Source organism: Paenibacillus germinis (assembly GCF_013141785.1).
In the GTDB taxonomy this organism is placed as follows: Bacteria; Bacillota; Bacilli; order Paenibacillales; family NBRC-103111; genus Paenibacillus_E; species Paenibacillus_E phytorum.
On sequence record NZ_WHOC01000068.1, the window covers coordinates 15195 to 35261 of the forward strand.

A 20067-nucleotide genomic window follows, 5' to 3' on the forward strand; every position below is an offset into this window, starting at 1 on the left:
ATAGATGATAGCAAGATAATAGGATAGATCGATTTATACTGGTTGAGTCTTTTTCAAATACGCACGCCAAGTAATGCACCATTGCTTCGGATCATCTAAGGACGATTCATCGTTCCGGTGAACGGTGCTGTTATGCGGAGCTGACCGAACAATTTCCGGCTGTGTATAGGCTTCATTCGAGATATGCTCCAGCGCATGGATGTATTCGTCCAGATCCTCTTTGGAATACGACTCTGTCGGCTCCAAGGTAAACGGCTGCTTCACGATATACGGGTGATGGGACGTCCAATAATGCAAGCCGAAATCACACATGCGGCGAGTAATATCCTCTGTTGTGACACCAGTCTCATCTGTAAGCTGCTTCCAACTGTAGCGAACCTGCTCGAGGCGGCGTCCTTTGATATAAGGTGCGCTCGCACCGCGGATTTGCAGGATTTTATGATAGAGATAATTGTTGTTCAGAACCGCAATTTGGGCGACATCCTTCAGACCATCTGGACCGAGGCTCATAATCCAAGCATAGGAACGCAGGACAGTCTGTGCAACCCCGTGGAAGCTGCGTACTTTGCCAATGCTGTCTGCCGTCTGATTCTTCAAAACATAACGGCTTCCGTCGTAATCTACAAGCGGTCCAGGTAAGAAACGTTTCAGTTCCTCGCTTACACCAAGAGCACCCGTAGCCGGACCGCCGCACATATGAGGAGCTGCAAACGTCTTATGCAGATTGAAGAAGCACATGTCGAAGCCCGCTTCCTTCGCTCTAGTGATGCCAAGCAAGCCGTTTGCGTTGGCCTGATCGTAGAAGCAGACTCCGCCCGCTTCATGGACAATGTCAGTAAACTCGCGAATGCGGTGGTTATAGATACCCGTATCCTCTGGGTTCGCAACGACAAAACCAGCTGTTCGCTCGGAGATGACACTCTTCAGCTTCTCTATGTCTGGGAAGCCGTCTTCGTCTGGGTGCAGCGTAATGATTTTGTAGCCCTTGACCGCAGCTGTCGCAGCTTGGGAGGGGTGGGAGAAAATCGTCGTAATGATCTCATCCCGTTGATCTCCCTCACCCCGCGAATCATGATAAGCACGAACGATCGATGCCATCGCAAGCAAAGCCTGCGTACCGCTGCTCGGTTGGAACGAGAAGGCATCCATCCCGCTGATCTCACGCATCGCAAGGTCTAGCTTATAGAAAATCTCCAGCATGCCCTGAACGGAGTCTGCTTCCTGTAAGGGATGAAGCTCCATCATATGGGGCGTACGGATAAGCATTTCGTTGATGCGCGGAATATACTTCATCGTACAGGTGCCTTGTCCGATCTCAACATTCATATCGGAGCCAAGAGTCTCCTGGGACAGGCGTAAATAATGCCGAAGTACTTTGGCTTGACCGATCTCGGGTAAAGCCGGCGCTGATTTTCTCTTCATAGAAGAAGGTATACGTCCAATGCCATCTCCCACCTCAGCTGCAATGGCAGCCTCCGTTCCTGGCGGAATTACCCCTCGCTCACCCTGACGGTGAAGCTCAAATATAACCGGCTCATCCCATTTGGCTTGATGAAAATTACGGACTTTATGATCTCTGCGAATTCGTTTCATGGCGTTCCGTCCTTTCTTTATATAAGTCGATCACGGTTTGCGAACGATGGTTTGAATGGTGTCTGCTAAACGATCTAGATCAGCCTGCGAATGAATTTCAGTTACGCAGTAGAGGGCACATTGTCCCCATGCCGGGAAAGAAGTCGATAAATCTTTGCCTCCGAATATTCCCGCTTCTGACAGACGCGCATTAATTTCAGCGACGGTTAGGCCTGTATCGTTGAAATCAACAACAAACTCCTTGAAGAAAGCTGTTTCTGCGAACCGAAGGGAAATGCCTGGAATGGCGGAAATTTTCTTGGCCGCGTATTGCGACTTCTGCATGATGGTCTCGCCGACCTCCTGCATACCGGTTGGCCCAAGCAAGGACAGATAAACACCTGCGGTTATACCCCATAATGCCGTCTGGGTACCAACGGACTCCTTCCCTTTCTCACGAAGCGCGAAGGATGTGCGCTCATAGGCCACGTCGCCGAAGCCATATTCGCCTTCAACCTCTGTCGGCACGATGCCGAACAACCGTGAAGGATATTCCATGACGTAGGTCTCTTCATCTCGCGTCGCGATAAATCCGGCTTGCCCGCCGCCGTAGTTCATGTGCATCCCCAGAGGCTGCAAATCTCCACAGACGATATCTGCGCCATATTGGCCCGGAGGCTGAAGAACGCCAAGTGAAATCGGGTCCACACCAACGATGGAGATGGCATTCACGGAATGAGCAAGCTCCGAAATTTCATGTCCTTGGTCTTCGATGATGCCAAGGTAACCCGGATTCTCGAAGTATACCGCAGCTATTTCACTGGATAGCTTGCTGCGTAAATCATTCAAATCCATCTTGCCGGTTGCCTCGTTGATTTCAACAAAACGCAGCTCCATCACAGGTGTGCAGTAGTTGTTGATGATCATGACTTTGTCAGGGTCGACTGACTTTGGAAGCAGTGCAACACTGCGACCTGTGATGCGGCCCGCCATCCGAATCGCTGTTGAAGCCGCTTGTGCCCAGTCGAAGGTAGGGACATTAACGACGTCCATATCAACCAACTCAGCCATTAGACTTTGATACTCGAACAGGGTTTGGAATCGTCCATGATCTTCATAGGGTTCACCGGCATAAGCCGTAACGAACTCGGAACGCTGATTGATTTCGTCACATACAGCCGGAATAAAATGCTGCCAGCAGCCTGCTCCGAGGAAATTTAAATATGCGGCACCGTGTTTGTTCTTGGCGAGCAGACCATCAATATGACGGCGCAGCTCATATTCCGTCATTGCTGGCGGGAGGTTCATCTCCCGATTCAGCTTCAAGCTGTCTGGAATGGCGTCATGAAGCTGATCCATCGAGGTTAGGCCGATTTCCTTCAGCATCGCATCACGAACCTCAGGCACGGTATTCGGTATATAAGGATGGGCATAAGTTCTGTTATTAGGCAAAGGTAACGCCTCCATTCATCGTTGTATAACTTATAGATTCTTAACTGCAAAGCGGGAGCTGGACGGAATCGCCCTTAAGCAATGCCCCCGCCATCTACAACAAGCACGCTTCCCGTTACCCAAGAAGACATGTCACTCGCTAGAAACAGGACCGCATTCGCGATATCTCGCGGTGTTCCGAGCCTCTCCAGCGGACGGCCACCGGCAGAGGCGATTAAGAATTCGGCCTCGTTTCGCTGAAGCTGCTTCGCTTCATCACGCAGCAGCGGCGTGTCCGTATCGCCTGGCGATACGCAGTTCACGCGAATGTTAGCGACGCCGTGATCGATAGCCATAGCCCGCGTTAAATTCACAACGCCTGCTTTGGCAGCGCAGTAGGCAGCAGCGCGGTCTCCGCCTTTTAGGCCCCAACCAGAGCCTGAGTTAATGATGCTGCCTCCGCCCTCTCGCTCCATGATCGGAATGATATATTTGGACAGGAGATAAACGCCCTTCAAGGAAACATCTATAACCAAGTCCCAATCACGTTCTTCCAGCTCAACGACCGTTTTACGACGAATAATTCCAGCATTGTTGAACAAAATATCTATTCGTCCGTGTGCAGCATCAATTTCTGCTGCAACACGCTGGCAATCAGCAGAGGAAGACACATCACAGCGGTAGAAACTTGCTTGGCCTCCCTGCTGTTTAATTCCAGCCACTGCTTGTTCACCCTGAGCTTCGTTAATATCTAGAAGGACGGAATATGCTCCAAAGCTGGCAAGCAGTTCAGCCGTCGCAAGGCCAATCCCTGAGGCTCCGCCGGTCACAACTGCTATTTTTCCCGTTAAGTTCAATACGTCTTGTGCGTTAAGCATGATTTGTACCCTCCTGTTGTAGATGTTTCACTTTCGCTTCTAGTCTCATTTGATGGCTCAACCGCTCTGGTGAGGCATCTTCGGATAGATAGGGCTTAAGCAGCATCTGGAAACGGAATGCTTCTGATGTGACTGTGTTCTCAGGGGATTGAGCTGGTCCACAGCTGTTGCTGCCCAGACCATTCTGCCTGTAATCCAAGTTGAGTGTAATGAAATCCCGCGGAACAAGATCACTCGCATGTTTGGCTGCTTCTAAGTCAGCATCGGTATAGCGTCGTGCACTGAATTCAAGTGTTGGTGCTCCTACCGCGAGTAGGCCGATTCCAGCACCATCTGTAATGGATACCCACCTTACATCTGTTCGGTTACCGTTTTCCTGCGGATAAATATATGGCGTGAAAAGTTCATCTACAGACTTCCGATACACACCGAACCGTCCTGCTTCTTTACTGTCAGAGTAGTTCTCTCCCGGACCACGTCCGTACCATTTAACAGCTTCCATGTCTCCCGGTATCTCCATTTGGAGTCCAATCTTCGGAAGCATAGCAGGCGGCTTGCCTTCTGGAACGCCATGTACGTCGATCACGATAAGACCCGAGCCCGTTATGGTGTAAGTCGTTTCACATCGGAAGCCCCAGTCGAATACTGGAGGTGCAATGCGAGACGTCCAATTTATCCGAATCGTTCCCTCATCCAGCCGCTCCCAGCGACAATCATCAATGCGTTCGCTGAGCCTATTGAGATGCGCCTTGTACCAATCAGGCAGGACATACATATCGTTATCAATCGGCGCACGCCAAAAGTTAAGTCGCGGCCCTGTATTCACTAGCTCTTGGCCATTCATTCGCAGCGAGATGATTCCTGCCCGCCGGGTGTCGAATGCGATTCGGAAAGAATCGTTTGCGATGACGAGCCGACGCCCTTCCTCTGTGCAGGATAAACTCCGCATAGGCAAACTAGCTGCTTCAGGAGCGGACGAATCATTTGCGTTCCCAACTGCTTCTAGAGCGAGCTGTGCCCAAGCTACCTCATGACCTTGCTCACCCCAGATGCAATTTGCCGCAAGCGTGAAGCCGATATTCAACCAGCGCTCCGCACCCTGATCCAATAAGATTAGCTGCAGATCAGCTCCTAAAGGAACATACAGCTCTGCACTTTCGCCAGGCCCAATTCGCGGCAGAACAAGCACACCGCTTTGGACGGTTCGCCCCTCAACGGTCACGCTCCAATCTGCATAGAGGTGATCAAGCGTTACAAAATCGTAGCGATTCATGATACGTATGCGATTATCTTTTATATACTCGACCCTTACAGGCTCAATAATTTTCTTGTATTCAATAAGACCTGGGGAAGGTGTCCGTTCCGGTCGAACAAGACCGTCAATGACGAAATTGCTGTTGTTCGGCACATCGCCGTAGTCTCCGCCATAAGCGTAGTCGTCTTTACCATCAGCCGTTTTCCTGCGGATACCGTGGTCGATCCATTCCCAGACGAAGCCGCCCTGCAGTCTTCTATAAGTATCGAAGGTATCGAAATACGGCTTGAGTCCGCCTGGGCCATTCCCCATGGCATGGGCGAATTCGCATAGGATATGCGGTTTAGGATGATCAACTAGCTGACCGAAGCCTACCATCTTCTCGACAGAAGAGTACATGGTGCTCACAATATCGCACACTTCCGCTTCGCGATCTTCTTCATAATGAATGAGCCGGGTTGGATCTGCTTGTTTGCACCACGCCGACATTGCTCGGAAGTTGCAGCCGAAGCCGGACTCATTGCCAAGTGACCAGAACAGGACGGAAGGATGATTCTTATCGCGCTCTACCATACGGCGTACGCGGTCGACATATGCTTCCTGCCAAGCAGGATCATCGCTTAGCCGTGAAATATTGCCCAGAGGCTCAAAGCCGTGAGTTTCCAAATCCGTTTCTTCCATGACATATAAACCATATTCGTCGCAAATATCGTAGAACCGCGGATCATTCGGATAATGAGCGGTTCTGACCGCATTAATGTTATGCTGTTTCATCATCTTCACATCTTGAATCATAGTCGACAGCGTCACTGTGCGTCCCGTATCCGGATGGTGATCATGACGGTTTACACCTTTCAGCATGATCGCCTTGCCGTTCACCAAAAACTGGCCGTCCTTCACTTCAATCTTACGGAAACCTACTCGCTGAGCAACCGTCTCCACTACTTTATCGTTCTGATCCACTACGCCTATCGTCAAATGATATAGAGTAGGAGCTTCAGCGCTCCAAAGCGCAGGTTTCGTGACTGGAATTGAAAATTCCAGAATCGTCTGATCAGCAGCGGCGACTGTGATCTGTTCTTCAGCTGAAACCACGAATGAACCTTCATTATCCAGCAGCTGCAGTTGGAGTTTCCCTTGCAAGGCATTTCCATGCAGTTCAACTTGAACTGCTAAAGTCGCATCGCTATAGTTAGCGTCCAGTTCAGTAACGATTCGATAGTCCACGATCCGTGTGGCTGAGGGCTCCGAAATCAGATACACATCCCGGAAAATACCGCTCATATACCACATGTCTTGGTCTTCCAGATAGCTGCCGTCTGACCATTGATAGACGCGCACCGCCATACGATTGATTCCTTGCTTTACATACGGGGTCAGATCAAATTCTGACGTCAATCGGCTTCCTTGGCTGTAACCTACGAATGTCCCATTGACCCATACATGGAATGCACTATCCACGCCATCGAATTTCACGGCCAGTTTTCTGCCGTCCCAATGCTGTGGAAGCTCAAACTCTCGCACATAGCTGCCTGTAGGATTATCGTTAGGCACATGCGGAGGATCTACCGGGAACGGATAATATAAGTCCGTATAATGCGGATTGCCATAACCCTTCAACTGCCAGTGGCTCGGAACTTGGATCTCATCCCAGCCAGACATGTCATAATTCTCTAGGTAAAAATCATCCGGCGCCCATTCAGGCCCCTTCGCATAATGAAACTTCCAACTGCCATTCAATGACTTGAACCAAGGGGAGCTCCCTCGGTCATAGCTTAAAGCTCCGGCTTGATCGGAATGTGGGATGAAATATGCCCGGCTCTTCGCGCGGTTGCGCTCTAACACCGCAAGATTATCCCAATCACGTGCCGCTTTCTCGTTACGCATGGCTGCTTCTCCTCTCGAATTTCTCTCTATATGTCTCTATTGATCTTCTGTTCAAAAAAAACCTAATCTGGTCCACACGACGCGTATCCATTGGAATAAGGAGACCGTCGATTCATTCATCTAATCTTGCTCTGCATTGAGGTGTCTTAGATCGGGTTCAATCTTCAACTATGCTCAATTGAGGTTGCTAGATGAATGAATCCATGTTCGCGGATGAATGATGTTGTAGAAAGTGCAACAATTGCTACCTAAATGTCGCCTTTTTCCATTAGTTGTTGCATCATGTACAACAATTTGCTCCTATACAGGCCATTTCTTAATAAATGGGCTAAAAATGTTGTACAAACTGCAACTTCAAGTTGCAAAATAGCCTTTAGGCGTGTGAATTGTTGTATGAAATACAACATTGGTAATCTCCTGAAGCCTATCTACCTCACGAAAGCTTAACAGTACCGCCACAAGGTACCGGATCTCGTCAAGCTTAAAGTGACCTTCCGCTCCTCAGCCATCTACCCCTTAATCCCCGTACCCGCGATTCCACCGACAATGTAGCGCTGCGCGAAGAAGAACACGGCCAGCGGCGGAATGGAGATCAAACAGGTTATTGCCATAATGGACTGCATATCGACGCCAAACATCCCTTTGAACTGCGACAATCCGAGCGTCAGTGTATATTTCGACTGATCATTGAGGAAAATTAGCGGTCCCAGATAATCGTTCCAACAGCTCATAATCTGAAACACGCCGACTAAGATGAGCGATGGTCCCATGAGCGGAACAATGATCCGCACAAGGATAGCAAATTTGTTAGCCCCGTCGATCGTTGCCGCCTCATCTAACTCGCGAGGAAGCGTCAGAATGAACTGTCTCAGCAAGAAGATATAATAAGCCGAACCGAACCATGACGGAACAATAAGCGGTTTGAGCGTATTAATCCAGCCGAGGTAGTTAAACTCCATATACTGCGGGATCATGGTGACTTCCCAAGGGATCATCATCGTAGCAAGCACAATCAGAAACAGCAGATCGCGCCCTTTAAATTGGAATCTCGCAAACCCGTAGGCTACAAGCGTACAAGATATCAGTTGGCCGAGCGTTGACATCAACGTCACGATGACGGTATTTTTCAGGAATAAGTTAAAAGGCTGAATCGTCCACGCATCGGCGAAATTACTGAATTTCCAAACCGAAGGAATCCATTTTGGCGGGAAAAGGTACAGCTCCGCTGGCGATTTCACCGCCGTCGTCACCGCCCAGAACAGCGGAGCGACGAACAGCAGCGAGCAGATAATCAGCAACATATATACGATTATCCGTTTCATGCAGACCGCCTCCTTCCGCCGGATTTCACTTTCTTCTGTGACTTCTGCTTCATTTCGCCTTCATAGAACACCCAAGCCTCTGACGACTTGAATACAAGGAACGTCAGACTGAGCACAATAAGGAACATGAACCATGCGTTTGCTGCGGAATAACCCATTTTAAAAAACTTAAATGCATTCTCGTACATATACATCGCGTAGAAATACGTCGATTTCATCGGACCGCCTCCAGTGAGAAGGAGTGCAAGGGTCAACTGCTGGAACGCCGCGATAATGGACGTAATAAGATTGAAAATAATTGTCGGGCTGAGCATCGGAATCGTAACGCTGAAGAATTGTCTGAGCTTACCCGCACCATCTATGGAAGCGGATTCGTATAGATCCTTCGGTATCCCCTTGAGCCCTGCGAGAAAAATGAGCATCATCGAGCCTTGTCCCCATAGGCTTGCAACGACCATCGCAACCAGAGACCATTGTTTATCATTCAACCAGTTCGGACCCTGCACACCGAAGATCGACAGAAAATAATTTAGAATGCCGTAATCTCCGCTGTACACCCAGGACCAGATCATAGCTAGCGCCACGCCCGAGATCACAGAGGGCAGGTAGAACGCGGTTCGAAAAATCGCGCTGCCGCGAATTTTCTGATTGAGCAGAATCGCTAGTCCGAGTGCAACCGCTATATTGAGCGGAACAAACAGCGCTGCGAACTTGATCGTCACGCCGAACGACTTCCAGAACAGCGGATCTTTCGTAAACATATCCACATAATTGCCTAAACCGATAAAGCGTACTTTACCTACAATCGGCCAATCAAAAAACGAAATAATAAGCGAGAATAACAACGGCCCTAAAGTGAACACTAGGAATCCGAAGATCCATGGGAAAATGAAGAGGTAGGGAGTTACCCCACCCCAACTTCGTTTCCTTCTAGGCTTGAGGCTGGCCATTGGTTTCCCTGCGTTTGCTTGCTGCGGGTAGGTCTGAGCCATCTCCCTAACCTTCTTTCTGTAGAAATGTTATTTCAAATAACGCTCACTGTCTTTGACAGCTTGATCCAGCGATTCCTGTGCATTACTGCCAAGTACGGTTGCTTCTACGGCCGAAGATAGTTGACGATTCACTTCATTCCACTTCGCATTGAGCAGGAATGCCGGCGAATTGTCGGAGCGCTGTAGCATTGTGTAAAACGGCTTGTACAGAGGATCTTGATCTTTCTTAAGCTCGTTTACGACACTTACTCTGACCGGCAAATCCGCTACGCGCATCTTGATCGCTTCACTTCCAACATAATATTTGATAAACTCCCAAGCGAGATCCTTCTGTTTCGAATCCTTTGCAATAGATAGGGCAGACTCAGCAATCACGCCTTTGACTGGTTTGCCTGGAAACGCAGGCATCTCCACAGTCCCTACATCAATTCCCGCTTCCTTGAACGATTCCAGCGGCCAAATACCGCTTTCCCACATGGCGATTTTGCTTCCTTTGAAGATATCCTCACCGCTTTGTTGTCCTTTGCCTCCGGCCAGCACAGCCGAACCGTTCTTGACCATATCCCCAAACATTTGAATGGCTGCGGCTGTTTCTTTGCTATTCATGAAGCCGTTAATCGTTTTGCCATCATTCGAAATAAAAGAGCTGCCGTTACTCCATACAAATCCTTGCAGATCGTACGTATCGTTCTCTGCTCGAACACCGAAACCATACTGTTTCTTGGCTTTATCCGTCAGCTTCTTGGAGATATCTTGGAAATCATTCCATGTCCATCCGTCCTTCGGATACGGAACCTTGGCATCATCAAACATCTTCTTGTTGTAATACACAACACGAGTCGTGAAGCCAGCTGGAATACCATAGAGCTTGTTCTCGATCGTCGCGTAATTGAACAACCCTTTGTAGAAATCATCCTTTTTCAAGTCCTTGTCTCCGTCAGCGTAGGTGCCGAGCGGCTCAAGCGATTGATGATACGTTGGAAAATCCCACATATACATCACATCCGGAGGATTCGTAGCGCCGAAACCCGCAGCTAGCTTCTGGTCGAAACCGTCAGCGTACGCTTCTACCTGGACCTTCGTTCCCGGATGGTTCGCTTCGAACTTCTTCGCGATATCCTGCTCGATCTTAAGCGCATCCCCGGTATCCCATGTTGCGAATCGAAGCGTCTTCTCTTTGGCAGCATCGTTACCTTTCGCTGGTTCTGTCGCCTTGCTAGTCGTACCTTCGTTATTACTGCTGCATGCTGTAAGCGCAGTCATCGCCATTGCAGTCGTAAGAACAATGAGTGAAAGTTTCTTGATCATTCTGTCAGCTCCCCTATCAATGAATGAGTATATAATAATTGAACCGCTTTCATCATAACTAAAATGAAAGCGGTTCAAAACCGATAACTATTCGAATGTTTGTGCGTTTTTGTTCGATTCACTGAGGTGGGTGTCCATATGTTCGGACGGTACCGTCTTTATGTTCGGCGCGGTACTGGCTTGGCGTTTGGCCTGTGCAGCGCTTGAACCATTTGCTGAAATATTTGCTGTCTCCAAGCCCCGTGCGCTCAGCAATATCCTGCATCGTCAGCGGCGTATCCTTTAATAATCCGTAGGCCAGCTTGAGCTTACGTTTGTATTGAAAAGCCACGAAGCTGTCTCCCAGCGCTTTCTTGAATATGATAGAGAAGTGGCTTCGGCTGAGACCAACCTGTCCAGCCACATCGCTAACAGACCACTCAGCCGCTGGATTGTCATGCAGAAGCTTGACCGCTTTCCAGATCGGCTCAGGCCAATCTGTTGCCGTTACGCCATAGGCTTTCTCCAATTCTGCTGCTTTATGCAGGATTAACAACGCTTCAAGACGTTCCTCCGTGCTTGTGAGCGGCCCTCTTTTGACCCATTGCAGCTTCGCATTCTCGCTCTTTCTCTCCACAAGCAAGCTTTCCGCAGCATTCAGAAGCGATTCTGGCACTATATAGTAGCAGCGCTCATCCCCATAAGGAATGACTGCCCCTTCACATAGCTGGCGATCTTCCTCTAGCGCTTCCTTTAACAGGTCAAGCCATGACGCCTCACACCCGGAAGTCTTGATTAAATAAATGTAAACCGGCTCACCGTGGAAAGACCACACCTCGCGGGTACGTTTCTCCATCTCCCCAACAAGTTTGTCATTATGGCCATTCAGCCAAGCATAGAGCAAGGTTTCCAATCGCTCATCTTCGTCTTCGCTGCCAGCTGTCTGGACGACTAATGGTGCCGAAGGAGTTAACCCAAGCTCATGTTGAAACTTTGCCAGCATGCCTTCCAGCTCTTCATCCTCGAAGGCGGTTTTGAGCAGATAGCCAGCTGCTCCCAGCTTCATTCCCTGTTGGGCGTACTCAAAATCTCGGTGACAGCTAAGCAGAATGATTTTCGTATCGGGAGCTGCTTCCTTAACTCGGCGTGACAATTCAATGCCATCCATTTCGGGCATAACAATGTCGGTAATGACGACTTGAGGCCGATGCTCAAGGAAAGCTTCCCAAGCTTTGCGGCCATTCGGGGCGTCCGCCACCACTTCCATCCCATATTTATCCCAAGGAACCGTGGAACGAAGTCCTTTACGGACGATGCTCTCGTCATCTGCGATGATTACCTTAATGGTCTTTATTGTTTCCATGCGGACTCTCCTCCTTCTTAGGCCATTCCATGATGATTGTTGTCCCTTCACCCTTGATGGATTGCACCTTTAACCCATACTGCAATCCAAAATGTAGTTTGAATTTCTGATCGGCATTTTGCACACCCAGGCCTCCCCGGCCCTTACGCTTCGTATCGCTTGGCCGAAGCAGGCGCTTCAGCTTATCCGCTGAAATACCCACTCCATTATCGGACAGTGTAAGCAGCAAATGATTGCCTTCTTCCTGAACGGTTAAGCGGATCACTCCCTTGCCATCCTCGAAGCCGTGGAAGAATATATTCTCGAACAAAGGCTGCAGTGTCATGCGGGGAATCAGATAACGCTTGAGCAATTCATCGCATGCCAGCTCATACTCAAATACAGGGCCATAACGGACCTCTTGGATTTTCAGAAAATGCTCAATCATCCGCAGCTCTCGACCAAGCGGTATCAGCTCCTGCGAGATATCCAGATTGCCTTCGAGTACCATCGTGAGATGGTACAGCATTTGGCGAATATCCTCCGCTCCCTGAAGCCTGGCTTTCCATTGAATGGAGTTAAGTGTATTGAAGAGCAGATGCGGGTTGATCTGATAATGAAAAGCCTTCAGCTCCGCTTCCTTCTTGAGCCGCTCGCTCCGTTCAACCTCGCCAATCAAAGTCTGTATGCCGCCCACCATATTGTTAAAGCTCGTATCCAAAATGCCCAGCTCATCCTTGGCTTCGACCTGAGTCCTCGTATGCAGCTTACCGAAGCTGACCTTCTGCATCGCATCCTTAAGGCGGCGAATACGCGCGGTGAATCGGGAGGAGAATAGATACGCAAGCCCAAAAGCCAGCAGACATGAAGCTACAGCAACCATAATCGTATTCGATCTTATAATGCTGGAGGAACGATAGAACGACTGGGAAGGCAGCCTCGCCTCGATCGTCCAATGATTAGCAGCAAGTGTTTTGTTCCAGACAATATCACTGGTTTGCGAAGTGAAGGCAGTTGCTGTCTCATATATGATTCGTCCCTGTGGATCTGCTATTCTTAAATGAGCCATCGTATCGTTCTCGAATAACTTGAACATATGAAGCAGATCTTCCGCATTCTCCTCTATAAGAATCTTGCTGCCCCGAAGCGCGCCGTAAGGATTGTTAATCGGTACAGCTAAGCCCAGCACTGGCATTCCGGGATCTTCGGTTTCCGTCATCCCATGATTCTGAGAATAGAAACCCAGCCAGTACTTCCCTTCATTAGCATCCGACATGGATTGCCAAGCTGGAATACGGCTGAGCTTCGACACATCGAGATTATTTTCTCCATAATAGTAGCCAGAACTGGTAATAATGTAGATGCCTGTCGTACGGTCGGTTTTAAGCGCTTTCAGAAGAACTTCAAAATCATTCTTATCCATAATCTCTTTATATGATGTCGGAACCTGGTTCCCTAGATCGACCCTTGCAGGATCAAGTAAATAGGAATAAACCGTCTCCGTCGTCTGATTCATCCGATTCAAATACGAACTCATCTGCTGCTCCAATTGCGCCACAGCATTCTCCCCATATTTGCCAAACTGTGAATTAACGACCTTCGCGGACTGGTAATATGACAAGGCCCCAAGCGATAGCAGCGGAATAATCGTCACAATGAGAAAACAGAAGAGCAGCTTCGTGCGAATGCTCCGATAAGAGCCAGACAAAAGGCGGATGTTGAGTCGCTTAAGCAAATAATCTTTGATGATCGCACCCTCCCTCCAGCATTCTCTGTAAAATCATACACTTGAAGTGTAGCATGGAACACTTTCAGCGAACAATGTATCTTCCATCCATGAGAGAGTCCGCTGACGGCGATGGCTTCACATACCAAATTGAGATCCGACCCCCGAAACCGGAAAAGCACCTCCCCTCTGCTAATTTATAACAGGGAGAAGTGCAGGTTTTATTTAGGTGGTTGAATATTCATGACCTAGAATCAAGAACACACTGGATGTCCATGTAAATGCACGATCTCGCAAGCCTTGTCCCGTAATCGCGTCAAAATTCTCCGCCATTCCGCTGCGATCCAGCATGGTGCAGAATCGGCGTGCTACTTCTTCTGCCAATTCACGATCACCCGCTGCGGCCACTCCTTCCACGAGCAGCATGGTCGATGGAGCCCAGATTGGGCCTCGCCAATAGCCGTCAGGATTATAGAAAGGACTATTCACGCTCTCTGTCGCCCAACCATTACTGGTTAAGAAACGCTCTTCATCCCTTAGCCCCTTGAGCAAAGCTGTACGGATCGGCTCAGGCAGGCGTTTGCCTAGAAGAATGGGAACGAACAAGAGGAGACTATCCCCTTCAGATAACTCGTGCGTGCCGGAGCGGCAAGCCGTGAAGCGGCCATCCTTCCAGAAATGAGAAATCATCTTCTCAAGTAGGCCCTCAGCAAGCTGCCGCCATTCTTTCGCTTCTTCCGCATGCCCGAGCAGTCCAGCAATCTCAGCAAGCAGTTCTGCTTGAAGAATGAGAAAGGCCGCTAAATCCGGGCTTTCTACTGGAATACCATTATTGAAGGCTGTGCTGTTATCCCAGCCAGAGTCATTGCCGTGATTGTATTGCGGAATGCCATCTCCATCGCCGTCGCGATATCGGAACCACCATTTCGTCCATTTGGAGAGTGGTTCATAGACCTCTCGAAGTTGGGCATCCTTAATATAGTCCGTTCTGGCCATCATCCAGGAAAGCGTCCATCCATGAATCGGCGGTTTGTTGCAGTTCCAGAGCTCATACTTATCATTGATGAAATCAGGAATCAAGCCGCTCTCATCCTGGCGGTCGAAGAAAATCATGAATTGATCCCACGCCAACTTCGGATCATGGCGAACAAGCGCCATTGCATTGAAGCAGTGATCCCAGCTCCAAATATTCGTCATCCAGTTCTTCGACATATACATCGCCGGCCTGGTCAGGCACCCCTCTGCCGGAACGAGGCAGGACCACGTGATATAAGCTGCAAGTTCCCGACTTTCATGCCAACGTTCTGGCAGAGGCAGGGTACGATCTAGCCACAGGTTAAACTCTTCCTTCACTTGCTTGACAGCGTCATCGAAAGATTCCCAAGCAGCGCGCGGCTCCCATACGGTGCGGAATTCCTCTACAGCAAACTCGGATACACCCGATTTGCGGTCAGGCAAGAAGTCTGCAATTACATAGGAGCTTTTAATTTTGTCCCATGGCACTTCCATCTTCAAGTCGCCAACCAGCGCTGTCAGCATGAATCGGCATTCATGGGTGAAGCTGTTCACTTCCCAGCTGCTGGTGTCTGCTTGATACGCGTAATCGTAAGCAGCCGTGCGGAAGGTCAAGCGGATTCCACAGCCTTTCGTGCGAATCCGAAATGTTCGATTATCGGAGATACACATCTCAGCCGTTAAGCCTGCAGTCGATTCAAGCCGAATCAGTTCCGGGCAAGCTATTGCCTGGAATGGTACGGATTGACCGCTTTCATCTAGCATATCAATATGGAACGCCTCGCCGAATTTATCGTCGCCGCCACGAACGGTGCGCAGATACAGGCCTTGTTGTCTATCTTGGGCTTCAGGCAGAATCGAAATCGCTAGGAAGGATTCTCTCCGGCTGAAAGGTACAACATTAAGGTCAAAGTTCATGAGTAATTCTCCTTTACGAAAACAGTATGCGCTTTCATTGTACCGAATGGAGATCGGGGGAAGAACCGACAGTTGTTTGTGATGGGTAGGTAATTTGTTGCGTGTTGAGGGTTGCGAGGGGGTGAGGGGGAATTTTGTTCGGCCTGATTCGTCATATTGTTTGAAAATAAAAAACCTCCCATCGTTGGAGGTTAGTTTTGTGAATATCGCTTTAAGAATGGATGATAGCTATTGCCTCTGTTGAACCTTTACACCCTTAATCAGAAGCCAGAATGCTAATGATAGCTCTCCAATTACACCAGGTACGGCTACAATCAATAGGAATATCGTTTTGTAATCGGTATAGTTGGGTAGAAGAAAATGTGCAATACTATCTATGACATATCCCGCAGATGCAAGGATCAAGAAGATCCCAATTATTCTTGGTATATAGCCCCCTGACTTGATTATTAAATAACCAACGACCAACAAATGGCATCCAAAAAATACTAATCCAATAAGCCATCCATTGTTAAATGCATCGATTAGTAACATTACCTGAGCGTGTAACTGATCTTTTGTGAACACCGTCAAGTATTCAGCACCACTTAGAAGTGGTAGAACACTTAAAAAATTAGACAAGGCGATTCCAAAAATAGCGGTGTAAACCAACCTAAAACACGCCGCGAGCATGGCTAGATTCTTATTAACGGGTTTGAGTAGAACATACAGTGCCCAAGCTACCAGCACATCAAGAATAAGCACGATGACAAAGCTAATTAATCCACTCCGAAATAACATCTCATTGGCTATAATGTTACTAGCAGTTTTTGCTGCATCATCCGGTATAATAAGACCCTCAAGAACAGAAAAATTAGAGAACATAGCAAGTATGGCCATAAGTAGAAGCCCGAACCCTGCGACTCTAGCATAATAAAGCGGTGAGGCTCCTGTGTTAAGGTTTGTCATTTCTAACCCCTCCTAATTTTCCTCAAAAGAGAACACTTCTTCCAACGTTAAACCGAAGACGCGAGCAATACGAAAAGCCAATTCCAAAGAAGGGGAGTAATTTCCTTTCTCGATAGCGACGATGGTCTGTCGTGTCACCCCCGCTTTGTCCGCTAATTGTTGTTGGGTCATTTCATCATGATTAAAGCGTAAAGTTCGAATCTTGTTGCTAATATGTGCTTTGCCCATCTTAGACTCCTCTCCGATAAAGATACAGCTTTGTGATGACTCCAATCACCTCTGATAATAAGCCTGAACTAATAAGTATGATGAACATAACATAGGGTGGTTGATCCATAACCAGCGGTATCATTGCTAGAAGAAAACCAATAATAAATACATAATGAGAATTTCTCGTGGATTTCAATTCAATTAATTTGTCCAGCTCATCCGTGATTCGAGGTTCTTTCTCCTTCGTTGCTATGGTATTGATCATACTGAAAACGATATGAATGATAATTTTTGCTAAAATCGAAACCGGGATTAAGATTAAGATGAAAGCTCCCCAGAAGCTGAATGCGTTCGATGTATGAAAGCTCCCTTCTTGGTACTTTTGAAACACATACATACTATAGAGAGAAAAAATTAATAAAGTGGATATTAAAGATACGATGTTTCTCTTTTCTTGAAAGGACATATTCACCTCTCCTTTTCTGTTAATATTTATAAATAAGTAAAGTATTATTTACATAGTATATTATCAGCCATACATCGTGTCAAGTATTCTTTACATGTGATTACACAAATTTATGGCCTAGACCTATGCAAAAAGAGCAATGGCGTTATGCCTTTGCTCTTTTTGTTCAATTAATCTACTGTTGGATCCAACTGGCATTCTTCCAGTTTTAACACTTTTGTTTTGTATTTCCACTTGTAGCCCAGCCACAACACCAAGAAAAATGGAATTCCAATATAGGAAGCGAGTAAGAACGTCCAGTCCACCTGACCGTCCGAAAACGCGCTAATGCTTTGGCCAATAATGACAATCATACACATTACACCTGCCAAGATCGGCCCGAACGGGAACCACATGGAGCGGTATGGAAGATCAGCTACTTTGTTCCCTTGTGCAACGTAAGCTTTACGGAAACGGTAATGGCTAATTGCAATACCAAGCCATGCGATGAATCCAGACATACCTGATGCGTTCAATAGCCAAATGTACACTTGACCATCGCCAAAGAAAGAGGCAAGAAACGTAAGCATTCCGATTGCAGCTGTCGCGAGCAGGGCGTAAACTGGAATCCCGCTTTTATTTAATCTAGTGAATAATTTAGGTGCTTTACCTTCTTTCGCCAATACCCACAGCATGCGTGTGGAAGCGTACATCCCTGAATTACCCGCGGATAAAACCGAGCTTAGGATAACGGCATTCATCACAGAAGCTGCTATGCTTAAGCCTGCTTTTTCGAAAATAATCGTAAACGGACTTGCCGCTACGCTGTCGCTAGCCAATGTATCTGTGGAATACGGAATCAGCATGCCAACAACGAAAATAGCCAAGATGTAAAACAATAGAATTCTCCAGAACACGCTGCGGATCGCGCGAGGCACGCTTTTCCGAGGATTCTCAGACTCCCCTGCTGCAATACCGACGAGTTCTGTTCCTTGAAAAGAGAAGCCGGCAGCCATACAAACGCCAAGTACGGCAAGCAATCCTCCCGAAATCGGCGCATCACCTGCTGTAAAATTACTGAATCCAATCGCTTTTCCGCCCCAGATGCCGACGATCATTAGCAATCCGATACCGATAAACACAGTAATTGTTACAATCTTTATCATTGCGAACCAATATTCCGACTCGCCATAGCTTTTAACAGACAATAAATTAAGACCAACCATCAAAGCAAGGAATAAAGCACTCCATAAGAACGACGGGCTGTCAGGCAGCCAGAACTTAATAATTAACGTCGCCGCGGACAACTCTGCCGCAATTGTAATTGCCCAGTTGTACCAATAATTCCACCCTAGCGCGAAGCCAAAGGATGGATCCACGAATTTCGTTGCGTAGGTACTGAATGTTCCAGATACCGGCATATATGTCGCCATTTCTCCTAAGCTTGTTACCAAAAAGTAAACCATAATTCCAATGATCAAGTATGCTAACAGCGCGCCGCCTGGTCCTGCCGTATGAATCGCCCCGCCGCTGGCTAGGAACAACCCTGTTCCAATCGATCCGCCAAGTGAAATCATCGTCATGTGGCGCGACTTTAAACCTCTACGTAACTTGTTCTCTGTCAATTTTTGTACGCTCCCTTTACATGTTTTCCATTAGCTTTCTTTAAATAGAAGACTAACAACGCAAAAAAGCCGCCTCTTTTCATAAATAAGTCAGGCAGCTTCTACCCCCTCATTTATCCTATTTCAAGATAGCACAACACACTGTTTTGGATAAAACAGTATGACAGTTCCGCTCCTTTCGGAAACGGCCCCAGCCAGGCGCGGTCAGTATACCGTGCGGCTTCGGCAATGTTGCCTTTTCATCGGAATCAACAGTCTTTACTGGACTTCCTCCGATGTACTCTTCAACATCGCGACCTCTACCTCATCTAGGTTGATGAGGGTTCATATTTAGTTTTAATAACTTTTACTATTTTAATTAGCTTTAGGTTAATAATCAATAGATATTTATTCCAATTTGAAAGGGATAGCTCTAAACAATTATATTGTGTTTAACTGTCACGTGCTTCATATTTATATGGATAAGCCATTATTTTCAAATTAATTCGACTGGTTGAGGTGAACTGCTATGAAAGAACAGAAAATACATACGTATGAAGAGGCCGTTCAACTTATTCATGAAGTCGGTATTCTACCTTTAGCTCCCTTAATCCCAGATCACCCGTCACTCTATCAGGTCACTCACGGTGAGCCGTGGTTAACTGGCACTGATTTAGATCCTTGGGTGTGGCGAGCACGGTTTCCGAGCGACGGTACGGCAGCCTATGGCAAATTCCTTAAAAAAAAATCGGTTTTCATTTCACAAGAACTGTTTCCATGGGTCAAAGCCATATTAGGAAGCCCTCTCCCCATTGAAGACCGTTATAAGAACGGCCTTGTTTCCAACGCTTCCTTAGAGCTCTTCCGGCAAATCAAAGAAGAAGAAGGGATTGAAACAAGGTCGTTAAGAGTTAAAACGGGGATGAATGCCAAAGAAATGAAAAAAACCTTTGGACAAGGTTTATTGGATTTACAAGGCACGTTGGATATCGTTATTTCCGGTGTCAAAGAAAGTAGAATTTCATTAGATGAGAAAAGCGCATGGCAAAGCACTTCATTCGAAACAGCGGATCATTGGATGGAGAGCGTTGGACTACACGAATTCGACATTGACCCCAAGATTGCTAAACAAGAATTGCACGCTCGATTTAAAAGCAGTTGTAGTCCCGATTCAATGAAATTTTTCACTAAACTGTTTCAGTTCGAAGCCTGATCTTAGGTCAACATGTTTAATTA

15 protein-coding genes and 1 riboswitch are annotated in these 20067 nt (G+C 47.6%); of the genes, 1 reads left to right on the forward strand and 14 read right to left on the reverse strand.

The genetic code is table 11. The annotated features are described in order from the left end of the window. Window positions 1-33 precede the first annotated feature (33 nt). From gcvPB to GC102_RS12305, 14 genes are all read right to left on the reverse strand, one after another. Complete coding sequence (gene gcvPB, locus GC102_RS12240; protein ID WP_171689787.1) at window positions 34-1593, reverse strand: aminomethyl-transferring glycine dehydrogenase subunit GcvPB; 1560 nt, start codon at window positions 1591-1593, stop codon at window positions 34-36. Between the two features lie 30 nt (window positions 1594-1623). Next, complete coding sequence (gene gcvPA / locus GC102_RS12245; protein WP_281367657.1) at window positions 1624-3024, reverse strand: aminomethyl-transferring glycine dehydrogenase subunit GcvPA; 1401 nt, start codon at window positions 3022-3024, stop codon at window positions 1624-1626. Between the two features lie 74 nt (window positions 3025-3098). After that, entirely contained in the window at window positions 3099-3881 is a 783-nt protein-coding gene (locus tag GC102_RS12250; protein WP_171640172.1) for an SDR family NAD(P)-dependent oxidoreductase, read from the reverse strand. Continuing rightward, the gene (gene ebgA, locus GC102_RS12255; RefSeq protein WP_171689789.1) at window positions 3874-7023 is read right to left on the reverse strand and encodes a beta-galactosidase subunit alpha; all 3150 of its coding nucleotides are present in this window, start codon (window positions 7021-7023) and stop codon (window positions 3874-3876) included. Before ebgA ends, GC102_RS12250 begins: the two co-directional genes overlap by 8 nt. Before the next feature lie 509 nt (window positions 7024-7532). Continuing rightward, on the reverse strand, window positions 7533-8345 hold the full coding sequence (locus tag GC102_RS12260; protein WP_171689790.1) for a carbohydrate ABC transporter permease: 813 nt from the start codon (window positions 8343-8345) through the stop codon (window positions 7533-7535). Further along, on the reverse strand, window positions 8342-9295 hold the full coding sequence (locus GC102_RS12265; RefSeq protein WP_246320886.1) for a carbohydrate ABC transporter permease: 954 nt from the start codon (window positions 9293-9295) through the stop codon (window positions 8342-8344). Before GC102_RS12265 ends, GC102_RS12260 begins: the two co-directional genes overlap by 4 nt. Before the next feature lie 69 nt (window positions 9296-9364). After that, entirely contained in the window at window positions 9365-10645 is a 1281-nt protein-coding gene (locus GC102_RS12270; RefSeq protein ID WP_171689792.1) for an ABC transporter substrate-binding protein, read from the reverse strand. Window positions 10646-10763: 118 nt separating this feature from the next. Next, on the reverse strand, window positions 10764-11987 hold the full coding sequence (locus tag GC102_RS12275; protein ID WP_171689793.1) for a response regulator transcription factor: 1224 nt from the start codon (window positions 11985-11987) through the stop codon (window positions 10764-10766). After that, on the reverse strand, window positions 11965-13701 hold the full coding sequence (locus GC102_RS12280; RefSeq protein WP_171689794.1) for a cache domain-containing sensor histidine kinase: 1737 nt from the start codon (window positions 13699-13701) through the stop codon (window positions 11965-11967). The genes GC102_RS12275 and GC102_RS12280 overlap by 23 nt, the downstream gene beginning before the upstream one ends. Window positions 13702-13917: 216 nt before the next feature. Then, the gene (locus GC102_RS12285; protein WP_171689795.1) at window positions 13918-15624 is read right to left on the reverse strand and encodes an amylo-alpha-1,6-glucosidase; all 1707 of its coding nucleotides are present in this window, start codon (window positions 15622-15624) and stop codon (window positions 13918-13920) included. Between the two features lie 228 nt (window positions 15625-15852). Then, the gene (locus tag GC102_RS12290; RefSeq protein WP_171689796.1) at window positions 15853-16572 is read right to left on the reverse strand and encodes a DUF4386 domain-containing protein; all 720 of its coding nucleotides are present in this window, start codon (window positions 16570-16572) and stop codon (window positions 15853-15855) included. A gap of 12 nt (window positions 16573-16584) precedes the next feature. Continuing rightward, window positions 16585-16800, reverse strand: a complete 216-nt coding sequence (locus tag GC102_RS12295; protein ID WP_171641852.1) for a helix-turn-helix transcriptional regulator — start codon at window positions 16798-16800, stop codon at window positions 16585-16587. 1 nt (window position 16801) lies between these two features. Next, the gene (locus GC102_RS12300) at window positions 16802-17248 is read right to left on the reverse strand and encodes a hypothetical protein (RefSeq protein WP_171689797.1); all 447 of its coding nucleotides are present in this window, start codon (window positions 17246-17248) and stop codon (window positions 16802-16804) included. Window positions 17249-17418: 170 nt separating this feature from the next. Beyond that, on the reverse strand, window positions 17419-18810 hold the full coding sequence (locus tag GC102_RS12305; protein ID WP_246320887.1) for an amino acid permease: 1392 nt from the start codon (window positions 18808-18810) through the stop codon (window positions 17419-17421). Window positions 18811-18973: 163 nt separating this feature from the next. After that, window positions 18974-19162, reverse strand: a riboswitch (Lysine riboswitch). Between the two features lie 198 nt (window positions 19163-19360). Here GC102_RS12305 and GC102_RS12310 point away from each other — a divergent pair. Next, entirely contained in the window at window positions 19361-20044 is a 684-nt protein-coding gene (locus tag GC102_RS12310; protein WP_171689799.1) for an AlkZ-related protein, read from the forward strand. The last annotated feature ends 23 nt before the right edge of the window (window positions 20045-20067 follow it).